Consider the following 16,472-nt stretch of genomic DNA (forward strand, 5'->3'; position numbering starts at 1 on the left):
CTCCCTATTTTCTCATTTTCGGATCTAACGCATCACGTAATCCATCAGCGAGTAGATTGAAGCAAATCATAATCGTACTTATTACAAGTGCTGGGAATAGTAGCTTGTATGCGAAATACCTCATAGATTTATAGCCATCTTCAATTAACACACCAAGCGATGCTTGTGGCGCCTGCAATCCTAAGCCTATGAAACTTAAAAAGGCTTCGAAGAATATGGCTGTAGGAATTGTAAACATGATGGTAACGATAATCGGCCCCATTACGTTTGGCAATAAATGCCTCCAAATCAATCTAGAATTTGATGCACCGAGCGTTTGGGAGGCTAGGACAAATTCTTGACTTTTCAATTGCAAAATTTGTCCGCGTACAACACGTGCCATTCCTACCCACCCGGTTATCACCATCGCTAAAATAATGGACGTAATACCCGGTTCAAGAATGAGTATGAATAAGATAATGATAATCAAATTCGGTATTCCCATTAATACTTCAATTATTCGTTGCATAACATTATCTACTCTGCCTCCGTAGAAGGAGGAGATACCGCCATAAACGACACCAATAACTAAATCTAAAGCCGCAGCAACAAGCGCAATGAAGAGTGAAATTTGCGTTCCTTTCCATACCCTTGTCCATAAATCCCGGCCAAATTCATCTGTCCCGAACCAGTAATTTGCTTCTATATTTCTTTTTTCATAAACATCTACACCTTTTATATCTGTTCCATCAAAACCAAGCCACCCGAGTCCAGGGACTTTTGCAGGTAGATTAGAGTGAACCAAGTTTTGACTTCGATACGTATGCTCATTCATTAAGGGACCTATTAGAGCCAAAATGATTAGCAATACGAGTAAAACCAGTGAAATAACTGCTCCCTTGTTCTTAAATAATCGGTGGAATGCCTCCTGCCAAAATGAGACAGATGGCGAATTGATATCTTCCAGTTCCATTGGATCCAGCGGAGCGGGCACGAATAGATCAGCTGTAATTCCATCTGTATTCATTTTAAAGTTATCCGTAGATTTGCTTTGAATGGACGAATCTTTTTCGATTTTGTTCATGCCTGTCCCCCCTGTTTATAATCAATCCGAGGATCCAGAAGACCATATAAAATATCAACAATAAAGACAACGAATATGAACAACGCACTATAAAATAAGGTAATTCCCATAATTACGCTATAATCGAGGACCATAATTGACAATGTGAACTGTTCCCCGAGGCCAGGTACTGAAAATATCTTTTCAATAACTAATGTTCCTGTCATGATCGAAACTGCTAACGGACCGAGCATCGTAACAACAGGGATTAGCGCATTTCGAATGACATGTTTCGCCATAACCGTGGATTCGTGCAAGCCTTTTGCTCTTGCTGTCGTCACATAATCCTGTCCTAATACTTCGAGCATTTCACTTCGTATGAAACGTGCGACCGTTGCGATAACTGTTACTGAAAGTGCGAACGACGGTAAAATGGTACTCGCATAACTTTCCCATAAAGCAACAGGTAATAATTCATACTTCACCCCAATGAAGTATTGTAGCAATGCTGCAAAAACGAACGATGGGATAGACATCCCGAGTACTGCAAGTGTCACAGCACCATAGTCAAGAAGTGTATTATGTCGTAATGCAGAAATAATACCGAGTACTAGCCCTACAATCGTCCCAAATACAAGTGCTTGTAAACCAATGAGCGCAGAAGGGCCAATACGATTAACGATCATACTTTTTACAGTTCGACCTTCATATTGGAATGAATAGCCAAGATCGCCTTGTACTAAATTCCCTAAATAGCGAATGTATTGGATTGCTGCCGGTTGATCTAATCCATATTTGGCATTTAAAATAACGAGTTGCTTATCAGATAACTTTTCCGGGTTTGTAAACGGCGTTCCCGGAAGGAATTGCATAAGAAAGAACGTTGCTGTGATAATGATAAACAATGTAATAATCATAAACCCGAATCTTTTTACTATGTAGCGCTTCAAATCGGACACCCCAATTCCTTAAAAAGCTCTTGATTTTCCTTCTATAAATGTTGATATAAAATATCCCATTGAATTCGCTTCGGCTAACCCTTGTAAGGCGCCTTCGCTCAGATTAAATAGATATTCTTTTCTCAAGTTATTTATCAATCAGAAAACGAAGATGCTCCAGTTGGATACACCTTCGCTTATCTGTTGCTTAAATCATATGTTTATTCGATGTGAGCCCATTTGTAAGTGAATTCAGCACCCGTTGGATGTTTAGCTAAATCTTTGATTTTATCACGTACAAGAATTGCAGACCCTCGTTGATAAAGAGGCGCAACTGCTGCATCTTCTTCCAACAAAACCTTTTCAATACCAAGCAACATCTCGTAACGCTTGCTTAAATCCGTCTCACCGCGTGCATCATGAACTAATGCATCTAATTTTGGATTGCTATAATCCATACGGTTTGAAGAACTGCCTTTTACCCACATATCTAAATAGGTCATCGGGTCACTATAATCTGGTCCCCATGTAGAAAGAGAAAGTTCATAGTCGACTGCTTTTTCAATTTCAAGACGCTGAGCGAATGGTACAGCTTTAATATCAAGCTTAAATCCAGGAAGATTGTCTTCAAGCTGCGCTTGTAAGTACTCAGCTACTTTTTTCATTTCATCCGAGTCAGCAATATTGAGTGACACTGTCAATTCTGTTTGTCCAACTTCAGCTAAAGCTTTTTCCCATATTGCTTTTGCTTCTTCAGGAGTCCCTTTATTGAAGTCTCCATTTAACTCTCGGTAATCCTTATTCTCAGGCGAGAAGTAAAATCCTTCTCCAACTACTCCGTAAATTGGTGAAGAACCGTCTTTCAAAATAACATCTGTCAAACCTTGACGGTCAACTGCCATTCCAATCGCACGGCGAATTTCTGAATTCTTAAGCACTGGATGGTTGTGATTAAAGCGTAAGAAGACAATACCTGAGTCTTTTTCAACTTTAAAGTTTTTATCCTCAACATATTGGTCGATAAGTGCAGAAGTTAATTTGACGCGGTCAATTTTCTCTGTCTCATATAAATTCGCCCCGGCAGACGGGTCTTTAACGACAAATACATTTACCTCTTCAATTTTCACTGTTCCTGCATCCCAATAATCTTCATTTTTAACAAGTTTCCAGCTTTGTTCTTGTGACCAGTTATCAAGTTTGAATGGACCATTTGCTAAAATGTTGTCAGCTTCGAGTGCATACTGATCTCCAAGCTCTTCTACAAACTTTTGATTTTGCGGTAAGAATGTCGGGAATGCCAGTAATGTTTCAAATAATGGATTTGCACTTTCAAGTGTCACTTCAAGCGTTTTTTCTCCTGTTGCCTTAATACCAAGTTCTGCAGCATCCATTTCTTCGTTCATGATAGCTTCGGAATTCTTGATGCCTGCAGTAACAAGCATGTAATTATATGCACCAGCTTCTTTCATAACACGTTTCCACGCGTATTCAAAATCGGCAGCTGTTACAGGTTCGCCGTTGCTCCACTTCGCGTCTCTAATTGTAAATGTATGAACGATGCCATCTTCACTTTTCTCATGCTTCTCTGCGAGCGCGGGAACAGATTGGTTACTTTGATCCTGACGATACAGCCCCTCATTCACGTTATTCAAAACGTCAAATGCAATAGCGTCATGCGCTTTTGTTGAATCCAATGTTGGAATATCAGCCGTTGCACTCAAATTAAGTACTTGTGCAACCTTGCCGTCTGCTTCTTTTTCATCCTCTTTCTTGTCGTCTTTCTCTTCAGTTGATGAGCTGAAATTACAACCCGAAACAATCAAAGAAAAAATGGCCAAGAAAATTAAGCCTAACCATGTTTTTTTCTTCATTTCCCATTCCCCCCTTGTACTATTCTAGTAACTATATATAATTGTAAGTGCTTACAATCACAATAGCAATAATATTTTTAATTAATAGATATATCCCTATTAATCTATAAATAAGGTAGGAGTTGTTAACCTCTATGAAAAAGAAAAGCTTACTTCTTTCTTTTTGCATCACATCTTTCGTTATTTTATTCTCTACTGTATTTATGGCCCCAAAGTATATCATTATTTTACTTGATTTATTTTTCTATATCGGCATCATCATGTTACTAATCGGCAGTGTATTACTCATCATCCAAGATGGTTTTTTCACTAGATTTATCAACAACTCGAGACGTTTCTATTCAACCCTTAGCAAACGCGAGCAAGTTATACAGGACGTAGAAGGTAAAAACGGAGAAAACCCGAGTTATTTAAAACAGTTTCCCTTACTAGCCTATATTTTACCCCTCGGCGCTTTCTACTTCTCACTCAGCTTGATTGGCTCTCTTATTACCGTTCAATTAGGACGATGATCCATAAAGTTTTGGTAGGCAAAACCTTTGACCGTCTCTTCACTGTATTTTTTTAGCAACTCATTTAGTAAATTCGGATGCATAGATGCATCTTCCAAATTAACAATCTTCGACGAGATACCATCGAAGTCTGAGCCTAACCCAATTTGTTTCTCTCCGCCTAAAGAACAGAAATGGTCAATATGTTCGATTAGGTCTGTTATCACAACTTCCCCTTGTTCCTTCACAAACGGCGGATTGTAGACAACATGGACGAGCCCATTTTTTTCAAACAGTGTTCTTGCCTGATCATCTGTCAGATTACGAACATGATTGCATAATGCTCTGGCATTCGAATGGCTCGCAATTGGATAGTTTGCTTCTTCCATGACATCCCAAAAAGCCTTTTCACACAAATGGGAGACATCGGTCAAAATTTTATGTTCATTATTGAAATGAACAATCTCTTTGCCAAACGACGTCAGTCCCGCTCCACGTGGTTCTCCCGCTCCGTCTGCTGCCAAGTTGGCATTATTCCAAGTAAGACCAATCGAATGGACTCCCAATTGATGAAGAATAGTTAGCTTTTGTAGATCGTTTCCGATTGCATCCACACCTTCAAGCGTCAACATCGCTCCAATTTCTCCGTCTTTTAACTGATCGAAATCGCTCCACTCCTTGATCAGTTTCATATTCGGATTGTTCCCAAGCACATCTGTATAGAAATAATGGATTTGATCTAAAGCAGCTTGAAATTTCTGATCTGACTTCATTTCCGGATACACGAATATAGCAAATGCTTGTACTTTTACTCCACCCTTTATTAGTTTTTCATAACTCGTATCGAGTTCCAAAGAATCTTGAAACTTCATTTCCCCTTTTGATTCATACAATCTAAGCAATACATCACAATGCAAGTCGATAATTTTCAATTTATTTGCCCCTTTCAGATACACAAATAGAATCAACAATTAGAACTATCTGTTAATAAAAATAGTAGCAAACAACTAGTTGGATTTCAACTTCATATTCGCAAAAATAAATCCATCACCTGTATAGTCCAAGTGATGAATTTCGAGTATCTATTCGATAAACAGTCATGAAGGTTTCACAACTCACACTAATCCCTTACAAAGGTACTGTATGTTTAGTCAATACCTAAACAATACATTTCATTTTAAAATAATCGTGTTGACGAAAGCAGTTGGGTTACTATACAATTAATGAGTCAACTATTATTATATTTCAGTTAACACAAAAGGGGATTTGCACACTATGACTGAGTCAAGTTACAAACTACGAATGATGATTATTTCAGCACTATTCGCAGCAATTATTGGTGTATTAGCGCAAGTTACAGTTCCATTACCACTTGTACCAATTACTGGACAAACGCTTGCCATCGGACTTGCTGCGACAATATTGGGCGCACGATATGGTACATTGTCAGTACTCATTTATTTATGCATGGGCGCAATAGGGATACCGGTATTCGCACAGATGTCTGGGGGTTTAGGGATTCTAGTCGGGCCAACTGGTGGGTATTTGATCGGGTTCATCCCAACTGCACTTATCATTGGCTTTTTTCTTGAAAAAACGAGTTTTACAGTTAAAAACGCAATCATCGCAAACGTAATCGGAATGTTTATTGCATTAACTTTTGGAACGGTTTGGTTAAAAGTCATTGCAAATCTTTCTTGGACCGCAGCATTTTCAGGTGGATTTGCACCGTTTCTTCTTGTTGGCTTCATTAAAGCGACACTGGCAGCATGGGCTGGCATTACTGTTAGAAATAGGTTGAAATCAACAAATCTAATATATGCATGGAACGCTGAAGTAAAATAAATCATACCGGATTCCAAAACGGCTAGTAATTGTTTTGGAATTTGGTATTTCACACTTTTCATCTGCTATCCAACCTACTTTCTACCCCAATAAAACTCTAGTAGATTAACGTCCCATTCCACTATTTCATACATATTCTAAACGCCAGATATGAGGATTCTTTGCCATACGGAAAATATCATTGTAGTAATCGTCTTCTTCCCGAGAACTGTAATCGACAAATAATTATTGTGAATTTGGGAACGCTATCTCTTGAAGGTTTTTAAAAAAGTTGAAGGAGGAAGTATAATGACTAACATCAAACCGAATGATTCAGATGACAATGTAAATAGGCTAAAGAAAACCATCAGTAATATGGAAGCAGCCGAAGCAGCGATGGAATTCGCCGAGGGGAAAGAACTTGCTGCAATCAAGGAGAAAAACGAGCGACGTAAAGAAAGCATTGAAGGATTACAAACTGAAATAAGTGCAGAAGAAGAATCACGAATTAACGGGTATAAAAAAAGAATGTAAGTATAGATTTAGGCGATATTGTGCCTAGTTGTGCATTTCTACTACGTATGTATGCTTCGCACAATTTCTTAGCTATATGTTTAGTATCGACAATAGAACCCACCATGCCTCTTACAATGCGGACCATGGTGGGTTATTTTTATATTGAATATTTTTCCACAGATAAAGCCTAGGACTATTCCTATACTGATTAATAATAATTGCCAGACAGACAATCGAGCAATTTATGTATCTAAATATATATAAATAAGTATCCTTCAATTATTACAACGTTTCAATTAACCGTTTCTCATCAAGTTCTGTCGATTTAACAACGGATTCAGTTATATAATAGTCCGATCTTGAATGGTAGAATTTTTACCATTAGATATCGTCGTGATCGTTCTATCATAAGGTCTGGTGCCCAGATTTTTTAAAAATAGTGAAACAAAAACCAGTACAAAATCAATTTAGTATACAAATATCTAAATATCAAATAAACGTACCCGCCTAACCAGAGTTGATCATCTTCCCCCTAGTAAAATACTTACGCTACAAATTTATTCGTTACGTATCTTGTTATTTTGTAACTTCTTTCTTCAAACCCTTCCTTCGTATTCCGTAAACGATAACTAACAATAAGGGAAATATAATTCCAACTACTAATGTAAGAGAATTTCCCGTCGTATTATCCCAATTCTGTTTATAGATAATATTAGGATATATAACAAGGGAAAGAACCACGGTAATTATCCCTATTGGCATTATTAAAGGGCGATAATCTTTCAAATTTAAAATTTGTGCAATCGCTAAAACAGTAGCGTAAAAATAAAGAATCATTTTAAAATAGAGAGAAAGAATCCATAGTAAAGCCATTAATACTTCAATTCTTTCTATGAAATTTCCAACACTAATTCTTTTGGCCAATTCATAGCTTGGATAAATTTCGTTCGCCGTTTTTCCTGCTCCTAACACAGAAATACTCAAAAATGTAATGAGAATAATAATAAGTCCACCAATTAAATTTCCAAGTAGAAAGGATTTTTTTGCATGTTTAACATCATTTACAAATGCGGGGAAAATCATTAATAAAACAATTGCATTTCCAGAAGACATAAGGACATAAAAGATGGAGGATTTGATCATCGTTTTCGGTTCTGCCTCAAACACAGGCTTTAGGTGGTCAACCTGGATATCGGGTGCAATTAAAACGGTAAATATAATAAAGATGATGATGAAAAAGGCACCAAAGATTTCTGCAGAACGTGCGATGGTCTCTAACCCAAGGTAAACGCCCATTACCACAACTCCAGCCATCAGAATATTAAGCGCTGACAAGGGCGTATTCGGCATGATATGGGTATTAAAAAAATTACCTGATTGAAATAAAAGAGTTGAAGCATAAAGAAGTGACATCATTGCAAATAAAACTGAAACGGCATTACCAATCAATTTTCCAAATACTTTTTCATTCATTTGAACATAGGTGAGGTGAGGAAACCAAAGTGCTATCGCGGTGAAAAGCCATACCACCAATAACCCGATTCCCGTACCAATTATAGCTGTAATCCAGGCATCTTGGTTCGTTTTTGCTGCTAAAACTGACGGAACTTCTAAGATGCTCGTCCCAATCGTAAAAAAGATAACTAACACTAGAAATTGATTTGAATTTATTTTAATATTATGCATCATTTCAACTCTTCACCCTCCTTACCTCTCTAATTCAACTAACGGAAGAGCGTTTCATTTATTGGTCTTAGAATGAAAGTTAGTAAGTCCATTGGATTTGGAATGGGTTTTCCTAATACTTGAGCAATCCCTAAGCCTGTACCAATAGAAAGAAAGAGTAAAAAGACAACCAATTCTTTTTTATTTTTCTTTCGTAATAGGGATGGAACTTCAAACCGTACGATTGCCGCTACTATCAACAGGAGTCCAATAATTTTCAGCATGATTCTTTATTCCTCTAACTTTTGTAAGAATGAATTGCTTACTGTACCCGTATCACGTATTTTCATATCAACCTCAACGTTCACTGTTAATTCCGTAAACTCTTCATCCCACTGATTTTTAATTTTTTTCCATGTTTTCGGATTGGATCGATGAATAGCTTGTCCAAATCCAAAAATATCTGAATTATATTGTTTTTGTAGCGTTTCAATTGTTTGATGAACGATTTCCTTCAATTCTTTTTCATAACTTTTTTCTAACGCATCTATTGTTTTTGTGTCTTTCATATCGATGTGACATTCCACTTCTCCCACATTCCCCTCTACTTCGATAGTTACATTTACTTCAGGCTCCCCTTTGTTAATCTTTCCTTTCAATTCAGATTTAGAATTAATTACCTCTATCGAAACTTTCCCTTCCTCGGGACATGAAATTGATGCTACTGTCGATTTAACGGAGTCGATAATATAGTTATATCCCTTACTTTCACTTTCATTTAACCATCCCACTAGTTTATCTTGCCTAAATACCGCCAAATAATCATATTGAATTTGGGCAGCAGGCGTAATTGACTCCACATTCTGCTTGCTTGAACCTACTTCCTGATTTCCAAACACCTGAATACCCGTTAAAACTGCATCCTTTCCATCTGTTATAAAATCGCCTAACAGCTCATCTAATGTAACCCCTTTCGTCACAGCCCAGTTTTCCTCAGACGTTTTAAGCGTATTAAACATTTTATTTGCAGGTATGCTTTCAATCGGTGTTGTAACATTCAGTATTTCTGCAGCAGTCTTATCCTTTGCAACAACAACATAGAAATCTGACCTTAGTTCCCAATCTCTTGATAGTAAATCCAATGACTCACCTACACCTGCTTTAGCTAATTCCTCGCCAATCACAAGCATTCGAAGATGACCGGGATATATCTTTCTGGGTGAGTCGATTGTCATTTTTCGAAAGGCTTCAAATATTGTTTCACCGGTAGCTTGGAATAAGGTTACTGTTGAACGACCAGAACTTTGTTTCATGGATACTTCCGACGGTACAACTACTTGAGCAGTTAATTGAAATTCTTCATCCACTTTGTCAATTCCTAGCGCTAAAGTGATCGCAATCTCATTTAATTCCCTCCTGTCCCAACATCCCGTTAAAACAAGACTCAGAATTAGGAGCACAAAAGTATATTTTTTCATCGTTTAGGCTCCTTTTACTCCTCATTTTTTGGTGGCTTTGGTTTTGCAGAAGCTGAATCTTGTTGCCTAACTATATTTTGTTGATTGATAAGACGAGGTCGAGTAATCATTGCCCATCTAGGCAATCGAATAAATGTATCCTTTTGATCGGAAATATTAAATGGACCCAATGGAGACATGTAGGGAATGCCAAAAGAACGAATACTACATAAATGGAGTACGAGGGCAATTAAACCCACCATAATTCCAAATAAACCGAACGAGGCAGCTATTCCCATAAAACCAAAACGCAGTAATCTTACAGCAATCGCTATATCATAGGTTGGAGAAACAAAGCTCGCGATAGCAGTTATTGAAACAATAATTACCATCGCCGCAGAAATCACACCTGCTTCGACAGCTGCCGTCCCTATGACGAATGCACCTACAATAGACATGGCAGATCCAATCGATCGAGGCATTCTTACGCCTGCTTCACGTAATATTTCAAAGGTCAATTCCATTAGCAATGCTTCAAAGAATGCAGGAAATGGAACACCTTCTCGTTGGGCAGTCAGACTAATTAGCAGTGCTGGTGGCAGCATCGTCTGATGAAAAGTTGTGATTGCAATAAAAAACGCCGGCGCCAGCAAAGAAATACCAAAAGAGCCAAAACGAAGGAGTCGAATAAAACTCGAAATATCCGCACGTTGATAATAGTCCTCAGAAGACTGGAAAAATTGAATGAACAACGCAGGAACGATAAGTACAAATGGCGTTCCATCTACCAAAATGGCTATTCTTCCTTCCAGTAGTGCTGCAGCTACTACATCTGGGCGTTCTGTATTGAAAATAGTGGGAAAAGGTGAATGAGGTGAATCCTCAATTAATTCTTCGATATATCCACTTTCTAGAATTCCATCAATTTCGATATTATCCAAACGCAAATGGACTTCTTTCACTATTTTTTCATCTGCAACACCGTTGATGTACATCAACGCAATATCCGTTTTCGTCCGTGTTCCAATTACCTTAGACTCCACCCAAAGATTAGGATCTTTAAGTTTCCGTCGAACTAATGCCGTATTTACGCGTAAGTTTTCGGAGAATCCTTCACGGGGTCCTCTCACTACCGTTTGAGCAACTGGTTCCGTTACCCCACGCTCAATCCAGTGCTTATTTGAAATGACTAATCCTTGTGAATAGCCATCGATCAGTATTATTGTATCGCCCGACAAAAGACCATTATAAAGTACTTCAAAAGTAGTGAAATCTTTTATCTCTCCTACTGTCATGGAAAAATCTTTTAAAATGCTAATAATACTTTGCCCAGTTGACAACTTTACCTGTAATTCAATATCTTTAGTATCCAACATAAGTGTTTCTAAAATGAATTCTTGTAACGAAGTTGTATTTGTTAACCCATCAGTGTATATAATGCCCGCTTTAATGCTTCCTTCTTTTCCAATTCGAATTTCTCGAAAGACAATATCCGTACTTTTCCCAAGTGTATCTTTTAAGATTTGTATATTTTCCTGAAGACTAACTTTCAGACCATCTTTTTTATTTGGATCCACCATTTGACTTTGTGAGGGAACAGCTTTATTTGATTCGTTTGTTTTTTTCTTTTTAAAAAACCGCATACTCTCTGTCCCTCACTTTCTATTATGAATACGATTATATTCTGCTAATAAAAATTACATTATTCGGTGGGTCAAGTCCCTTTTATAGTATTCAGCATGAGCTATTTCTCTTTTTTTCATACGTTTGTTATGTCGTAGTCCATAGGTATTCTTGTAAGCTTAAACTAACTCCGTTGTGATTTTAAACCCCTGCTTATCCATCAATACTTACTTTATTAGACAATAGACATTTCAGTTTCGCTGCAAAAAACACCTCGCATCTGGATGAGCGAATACCATCGCAGATACGCATACTTTGGATTCCATCAGCAATCCTTCTGTTAACTGCATGCCAATATCTTCAGGTCTTTTCAAATTAAATAACTAGGCTAGTTTCTAGTAAAATCAAGTCACTTTCGCTTGTATCTAAAAGTCATGTCTTACTTAATCAAACCTATTTTCACATGTGACAAGCAGCTTTTTCGTCGCAGGCGCAATTGCTCCAGCACAAAACTTGGCCACTGGTGTAAAGAATTCTTCTGTATATTTCCCCACAAATTATTCTTTCAGAAATTAATGTCATGTACTTTGTCTCCAAGATGATAGTCATTCAACACAACTGGCTTTCCATCGAACGTGATCGATTAAATGAAATCGGAACCCAGTACTAAATAACCTCGATGAATATTTTCAATAACCTCTCGATTGCTAGATTAAATTCATTGCCAAGTAAATTACACGTATATTGTACAGCATGCAAAATACGCTCCATACTATTGCGTGAGCAATCGAAACACCTCAGTATTATTTCTGTAGATGAAATACTACATGGGATTAATTTCGCCTTCTTTGCCACTACTATATTTGCGATTAGTAGTCTATTTGCCGAGATTTTGTTGGCCATTTGAATACGAAGAAAATCAAGAAATGGTTATCGGTAAAAATCACCTTAAGAGATTCCGCGTGAGAGGAGCAAAATAAGTAATTCACATATCTCAATACACATTAAAAAAACCAGACATTGAGCTGCCTGGTTTTCTTGCTATGCTCATGCAATTGTAGTGTCCCGCTTAGGTACCTAATAAATTGGGTCGTTTCATAAATATAGCCTGAATTGGGTATACTCATATTGTATCTGCATTTTTGAGAGAGATAGAAGATGAATACATAGACTTACTGATACAGGAGGATTAGCGATGAATATACTAATCGAATGGATTTACAAATCTCCAAAAGGAGCAGAAACCGTCTTCCGCTCCGAGGAGATGCCGGCAGCACAAGCCATACTAGTTGCGGAAGACTTGGCACGGACCGGACGTACCAAAAATGTACTATTCATTGACCAGTTCGACAGCACGTGGACGGTCAAAGAGATGAAAGGTTATTTGAAAGGAATTGAAACCGAACCACATAACATCACGGTTTATTTCGACGGCGGCTTCGATCTTACAACACGTAAATCAGGATTAGGCTGCGTCATCTATTATGAACAAAGCGGGAAATCGTATAGGTTACGGCAAAATGCACCTTCTGCCGAACTCTCATCGAATAACGAGGCAGAATATGCAGCACTCTACCTTGGCCTACAGGAGCTCGAGCATTTGAATGTCCATCATCTACCGGTCCGCTTCATCGGGGATTCACAGGTGGTCATCAACCAGCTGACTGGAGAATGGCCGGCTCTCGAAAATAATTTGTCTAGCTGGGCAGACCGGATAGAAGAAAAGCTGAAAGACCTCGGTATCCAGCCAGCATACAAACTGGTACAGCGGAAGTTAAATTCAGAAGCGGATCGGCTGGCAACACAAGCGCTGAATGGAGTTTCGATTACTGCCACGAGCGAAGTTACAGTGGATTAGTAAGTCTATAAAGTTCAACTAAAGGCTATCTACAAAAAGTCATGAAAGTTAAACTTTCATGACTTTTTCTTATATATACCAGAAATTGTAGTCGGTAATTCCAGGTGAAATTTCATTAAGTATTTCTTACTTGCCTTTACTCAATTTCTTCACAGTTACCTCTCAATCAGATATGTAAATCCCCCCGAATTACCCTTCCCACTATCAAATCTTTTGAATCTACTTATTATAGGAAACAGACATAAGAAAAGTTTCAATGCCCTAACTATTATCCCAAGTTTATTAAATGGGTATTCCAGATTAACTCACTACAAATACCCTTTCAGCTATATCCAATCATTGAATTGAATGAGGTTCTTCTTGTCAGAGAATTTGTAAGTTAAGCAAAAGGTATAATACATTTTTAATATCGTGAGAGCCATATATGTATATTCCGGATTGAATTACGAGCAAAAACAACCTCCCCATGGCCTGCTTCTATTGTTAATGAGTGCTCCAATTTTGATGAAAGTCATTATTCCCGGAAAATAAATTTCTGGAAATCGGGACAACTTGTAACACTTTCCAACAATTTTAATATATTAGTAATAGCTTATATAAAAGGAGGTGATAAAATGCGTGATTATAGAAACGAAGACAAATGTAAGTATTACCATGAATACGGATGTGAAGACAAGCGAAAAGATAAATGCAAATGTGAAGATAAACATAAAGATGATCATAGGTTAAAACCTATGGTATTATCAACAGGTGTATTGAATACGGTTGTTGGCCAAACTGCAGCTCATATTGAAGTAGCTAACCTTGATCCAACTAGAACCTTTCAAGTAAGGGTACAAGTTATCAATTGGAATAGTGGTGGTCCAGAAGTCCTACTCAATCAATTAGTGACTCTTTTACCGAATCAACACATCAACTTAAGTCAATTCGTTGAACCATTCCACTATGAAGTTAGAATCTTTCATCCTGGAAGTCCGAATGTTATTGCGAATACTTTTGCAATAAATGCAGGGACTTTCACTCTTCCTGGTTTAACCTTCAACCAAAAAGACCTTATGAAGTTAGATGTATCTTTCATTTAATTTCAAATTCCCCCAATAAATAACCCAGAAGCACCTCATGCTTTTGGGTTATTTTTCTATTACCTGTACATCTAAACATTCACAAGTGTTTCTTACACAGCATACTTCAAACTAGTATAATGGTTTACAAGACTGTTTTCACACGGTCCTATAGCCCCCTTACTAAAATCGAAAAGAGAGTTGGGACAAACAATGATGAATGTAGACATACCTTTGTTGAATAAAGCAGCGGGAGAAAAAGCAACTTCTTACATAGCAACATTAACAAAACCTTTAGGTAGTTTGGGCAGGTTGGAAGAAATCGCAATTAGTCTGGCAGAAATGACAGGTAATTTGACTCTAGAGATTACACCACCAGGCATCATCGTATTTGCTGCCGATCATGGCGTTGTAAAAGAAGGTGTATCCGCTTATCCACAGGAAGTGACGCTCCAAATGGTAGCAAATATTGTAAATGGCGGAGCCGCTATCAATGTATTTGTTAGACAAATCGGTGCAAAATTCAAAGTCGTCGACGTAGGTGTAGCGGGAGATGTAACAGAGGTGCAAGTTGTTCATAAGAAAATTCGTCAGGGCACTGGAAGCTTCCTCACCGAATTAGCAATGACACGAGAAGAAGCAGAAAAAGCGGTACTCATCGGTTATGAAGAAGGGATTCAGATTATAGAAAGTGGGATCAAATGTCTGATTATCGGTGAAGTCGGTATCGGCAACACGACAGCAAGTAGCGCTGTTCTAGCATCGATTACTGGTGCAGACCCCGCTGCAATTGTCGGATTTGGGACTGGTATTTCCACTGAACAGCATAATCGGAAAGTTGCGGTTGTTCGTGATGCAATCAGCTTACATCAGCCGAAACCGACGGATGCCATTGATATCCTGTCGAAAGTGGGCGGACTTGAAATGGCGGCAATGGCTGGTGCAATGCTCGCCGCTGCAGAAAAGCGGGTACCTATTCTTGTCGATGGTTTTATCTGTACGGTTTCCGCTTGTCTAGCTAAATTGATGGCTCCTACTGTAGTAGATTATATGATTTTATCGCATCAATCAGTAGAACCTGGACATACAACGGCAGTCAAACATTTGCAAAAAGAGCCGTTACTCCAACTAAATATGCGTCTCGGCGAAGGGACCGGTGCAGCCGTCGCTTTCCCGATTCTACAATCCGCAGTCAATATGATCAATGAGATGGCTACATTCGAAAATTCCGGTGTATCGGGCAAAGACGAGACAGAAGTGATAATGAATTCATAACAACGCAATATTCATAGAACAATTTTAAAACCTGACGCATAAGTGAATGGTGGTCAAAAAAATAGCAAAAACGCCAAGTTCACTCCGAACTTGGCGTTTTCATTAAATATATCTAGACATTCCCACAGTTATTCCCAACAAGCCAAGAACTGAAGAAGACCATCTCCTGTAATTTTCGGATGCATATATATGCACTGATCAATCATGATCGTTTATACTTTCAAGTTCATTTGAAAAATATGACAGCATCCATGCAATTAACTTTCTATCCAAAAACGTCTAACCACCGTTCCATCTTCTTCAATAAAGCTCTTGTCTTCAATGCCGCCATTCTTCTCTATCGTTTTTGCTGATCCAATATTGTCTTCATTACAAGTTACCAGTACCCGATCGATTCCGAGTTCACCGCATTTCTTCAATGCCTCTGCAAGAATCCATGTCGCATAGCCTTTCCTTCTTTCCGCAGGTCTCACACCATACCCGATATGCCCGCCGACATTATGTAAGTAATCTGTCAGATCGTGCCTGATGTCGACCATCGCTAATATCCGGTCATTATAACCCACCAAAAAATAATTCGTACTAGGCACCCATTTTCCGTCTCCGCTTTCTCGGATTTGCAGTGCTTCTAAATATGTTTCATAGTCCTCGTGACCAACTACATTAAAACTGCTGGGCGTTATCCGGGATTCATCCCACTCTTTCATGTAATTTTCATGCTCGTTTTTCCATTCAATGGATGGTCTCACTAATCGCATAGCCATTTCCCCATTCCCTGTTTTTATAAGTTACCTGTTAAAGACTCAAAAACAAACAATTCATTCGCCGACTTAAATTTGCGGATTGCAGCT

General features: G+C 38.2%; 16 protein-coding genes. 6 read left to right on the forward strand and 10 right to left on the reverse strand.

What is annotated here, in order from left to right:
* Positions 1-4: 4 nt before the first annotated feature.
* From opp3C to AZE41_RS14245, 3 genes are all read right to left on the reverse strand, one after another.
* On the reverse strand, positions 5-1,006 hold the full coding sequence (gene opp3C / locus AZE41_RS14235; protein ID WP_067213991.1) for an oligopeptide ABC transporter permease: 1,002 nt from the start codon (positions 1,004-1,006) through the stop codon (positions 5-7).
* Between the two features lie 53 nt (positions 1,007-1,059).
* Positions 1,060-1,992 (reverse strand): ABC transporter permease, encoded by a 933-nt coding sequence (locus AZE41_RS14240; RefSeq protein WP_067210678.1) that lies wholly within the window; start codon positions 1,990-1,992, stop codon positions 1,060-1,062.
* A 209-nt stretch (positions 1,993-2,201) separates the two neighbouring features.
* Positions 2,202-3,851 carry a peptide ABC transporter substrate-binding protein gene (locus AZE41_RS14245; protein ID WP_067210680.1) on the reverse strand — a complete coding sequence of 550 codons (1,650 nt, stop codon included), beginning with the start codon at positions 3,849-3,851 and terminating at the stop codon, positions 2,202-2,204.
* Between the two features lie 134 nt (positions 3,852-3,985).
* Here AZE41_RS14245 and AZE41_RS14250 point away from each other — a divergent pair, with 134 nt between their 5' ends.
* Complete coding sequence (locus AZE41_RS14250) at positions 3,986-4,363, forward strand: DUF3899 domain-containing protein (RefSeq protein WP_067210682.1); 378 nt, start codon at positions 3,986-3,988, stop codon at positions 4,361-4,363.
* On the opposite strand, the gene AZE41_RS14255 is transcribed toward AZE41_RS14250, so the two are convergent.
* Positions 4,348-5,274, reverse strand: coding sequence for a dipeptidase (locus AZE41_RS14255; protein ID WP_067210685.1), 927 nt, complete (start codon positions 5,272-5,274; stop codon positions 4,348-4,350). The two genes, AZE41_RS14250 and AZE41_RS14255, sit on opposite strands and share 16 nt — an antisense overlap.
* A 343-nt stretch (positions 5,275-5,617) precedes the next feature.
* Between AZE41_RS14255 and AZE41_RS14260 the strand changes: the two genes are divergently transcribed.
* Positions 5,618-6,187, forward strand: a complete 570-nt coding sequence (locus tag AZE41_RS14260) for a biotin transporter BioY (protein WP_067210688.1) — start codon at positions 5,618-5,620, stop codon at positions 6,185-6,187.
* 288 nt (positions 6,188-6,475) lie between these two features.
* Positions 6,476-6,700 (forward strand): small, acid-soluble spore protein tlp, encoded by a 225-nt coding sequence (locus tag AZE41_RS14265; protein ID WP_067210690.1) that lies wholly within the window; start codon positions 6,476-6,478, stop codon positions 6,698-6,700.
* A gap of 558 nt (positions 6,701-7,258) precedes the next feature.
* On the opposite strand, the gene AZE41_RS14270 is transcribed toward AZE41_RS14265, so the two are convergent.
* From AZE41_RS14270 to AZE41_RS23700, 5 genes are all read right to left on the reverse strand, one after another.
* Entirely contained in the window at positions 7,259-8,371 is a 1,113-nt protein-coding gene (locus AZE41_RS14270; RefSeq protein ID WP_067210692.1) for a GerAB/ArcD/ProY family transporter, read from the reverse strand.
* 35 nt (positions 8,372-8,406) lie between these two features.
* A complete protein-coding gene (locus AZE41_RS14275) occupies positions 8,407-8,631 on the reverse strand; it encodes a hypothetical protein (protein WP_067210695.1) in 225 nt (74 codons plus the stop codon).
* Positions 8,632-8,637: 6 nt separating this feature from the next.
* Positions 8,638-9,825 carry a Ger(x)C family spore germination protein gene (locus AZE41_RS14280; protein ID WP_067210697.1) on the reverse strand — a complete coding sequence of 396 codons (1,188 nt, stop codon included), beginning with the start codon at positions 9,823-9,825 and terminating at the stop codon, positions 8,638-8,640.
* Between the two features lie 14 nt (positions 9,826-9,839).
* The gene (locus AZE41_RS14285; protein WP_067210700.1) at positions 9,840-11,447 is read right to left on the reverse strand and encodes a spore germination protein; all 1,608 of its coding nucleotides are present in this window, start codon (positions 11,445-11,447) and stop codon (positions 9,840-9,842) included.
* A gap of 231 nt (positions 11,448-11,678) precedes the next feature.
* The gene (locus AZE41_RS23700) at positions 11,679-11,801 is read right to left on the reverse strand and encodes a vitamin B12 dependent-methionine synthase activation domain-containing protein (protein ID WP_156476059.1); all 123 of its coding nucleotides are present in this window, start codon (positions 11,799-11,801) and stop codon (positions 11,679-11,681) included.
* 821 nt (positions 11,802-12,622) lie between these two features.
* On the opposite strand from AZE41_RS23700, the gene AZE41_RS14290 reads away from it, so the two are divergent.
* From AZE41_RS14290 to cobT, 3 genes are all read left to right on the forward strand, one after another.
* Positions 12,623-13,285, forward strand: a complete 663-nt coding sequence (locus tag AZE41_RS14290) for a ribonuclease H family protein (RefSeq protein ID WP_067210702.1) — start codon at positions 12,623-12,625, stop codon at positions 13,283-13,285.
* Between the two features lie 614 nt (positions 13,286-13,899).
* Entirely contained in the window at positions 13,900-14,367 is a 468-nt protein-coding gene (locus tag AZE41_RS14295; protein WP_067210705.1) for a hypothetical protein, read from the forward strand.
* A 192-nt stretch (positions 14,368-14,559) separates the two neighbouring features.
* A complete protein-coding gene (cobT, locus tag AZE41_RS14300) occupies positions 14,560-15,621 on the forward strand; it encodes a nicotinate-nucleotide--dimethylbenzimidazole phosphoribosyltransferase (RefSeq protein ID WP_418064625.1) in 1,062 nt (353 codons plus the stop codon).
* A 257-nt stretch (positions 15,622-15,878) separates the two neighbouring features.
* Here cobT and AZE41_RS14305 read toward each other — a convergent pair whose 3' ends face one another.
* A complete protein-coding gene (locus AZE41_RS14305) occupies positions 15,879-16,385 on the reverse strand; it encodes a GNAT family N-acetyltransferase (protein WP_082786612.1) in 507 nt (168 codons plus the stop codon).
* Between the last annotated feature and the right edge of the window lie 87 nt (positions 16,386-16,472).

The sequence above is a fragment of the Sporosarcina psychrophila genome (assembly GCF_001590685.1).
In the GTDB taxonomy this organism is placed as follows: Bacteria; Bacillota; Bacilli; order Bacillales_A; family Planococcaceae; genus Sporosarcina; species Sporosarcina psychrophila.

Coding starts and splice junctions, on each gene's coding strand:
- opp3C (WP_067213991.1), bottom strand. CDS start 1,006: ATGAATACAGATGGAATTACAGCTGATCTATTCGTGCCCGCTCCGCTG.
- AZE41_RS14245 (WP_067210680.1), bottom strand. CDS start 3,851: ATGAAGAAAAAAACATGGTTAGGCTTAATTTTCTTGGCCATTTTTTCT.
- AZE41_RS14250 (WP_067210682.1), top strand. CDS start 3,986: ATGAAAAAGAAAAGCTTACTTCTTTCTTTTTGCATCACATCTTTCGTT.
- AZE41_RS14260 (WP_067210688.1), top strand. CDS start 5,618: ATGACTGAGTCAAGTTACAAACTACGAATGATGATTATTTCAGCACTA.
- AZE41_RS14265 (WP_067210690.1), top strand. CDS start 6,476: ATGACTAACATCAAACCGAATGATTCAGATGACAATGTAAATAGGCTA.
- AZE41_RS14270 (WP_067210692.1), bottom strand. CDS start 8,371: ATGATGCATAATATTAAAATAAATTCAAATCAATTTCTAGTGTTAGTT.
- AZE41_RS14275 (WP_067210695.1), bottom strand. CDS start 8,631: ATGCTGAAAATTATTGGACTCCTGTTGATAGTAGCGGCAATCGTACGG.
- AZE41_RS14280 (WP_067210697.1), bottom strand. CDS start 9,825: ATGAAAAAATATACTTTTGTGCTCCTAATTCTGAGTCTTGTTTTAACG.
- AZE41_RS14285 (WP_067210700.1), bottom strand. CDS start 11,447: ATGCGGTTTTTTAAAAAGAAAAAAACAAACGAATCAAATAAAGCTGTT.
- AZE41_RS14290 (WP_067210702.1), top strand. CDS start 12,623: ATGAATATACTAATCGAATGGATTTACAAATCTCCAAAAGGAGCAGAA.
- AZE41_RS14295 (WP_067210705.1), top strand. CDS start 13,900: ATGCGTGATTATAGAAACGAAGACAAATGTAAGTATTACCATGAATAC.
- cobT (WP_418064625.1), top strand. CDS start 14,560: ATGATGAATGTAGACATACCTTTGTTGAATAAAGCAGCGGGAGAAAAA.
- AZE41_RS14305 (WP_082786612.1), bottom strand. CDS start 16,385: ATGGCTATGCGATTAGTGAGACCATCCATTGAATGGAAAAACGAGCAT.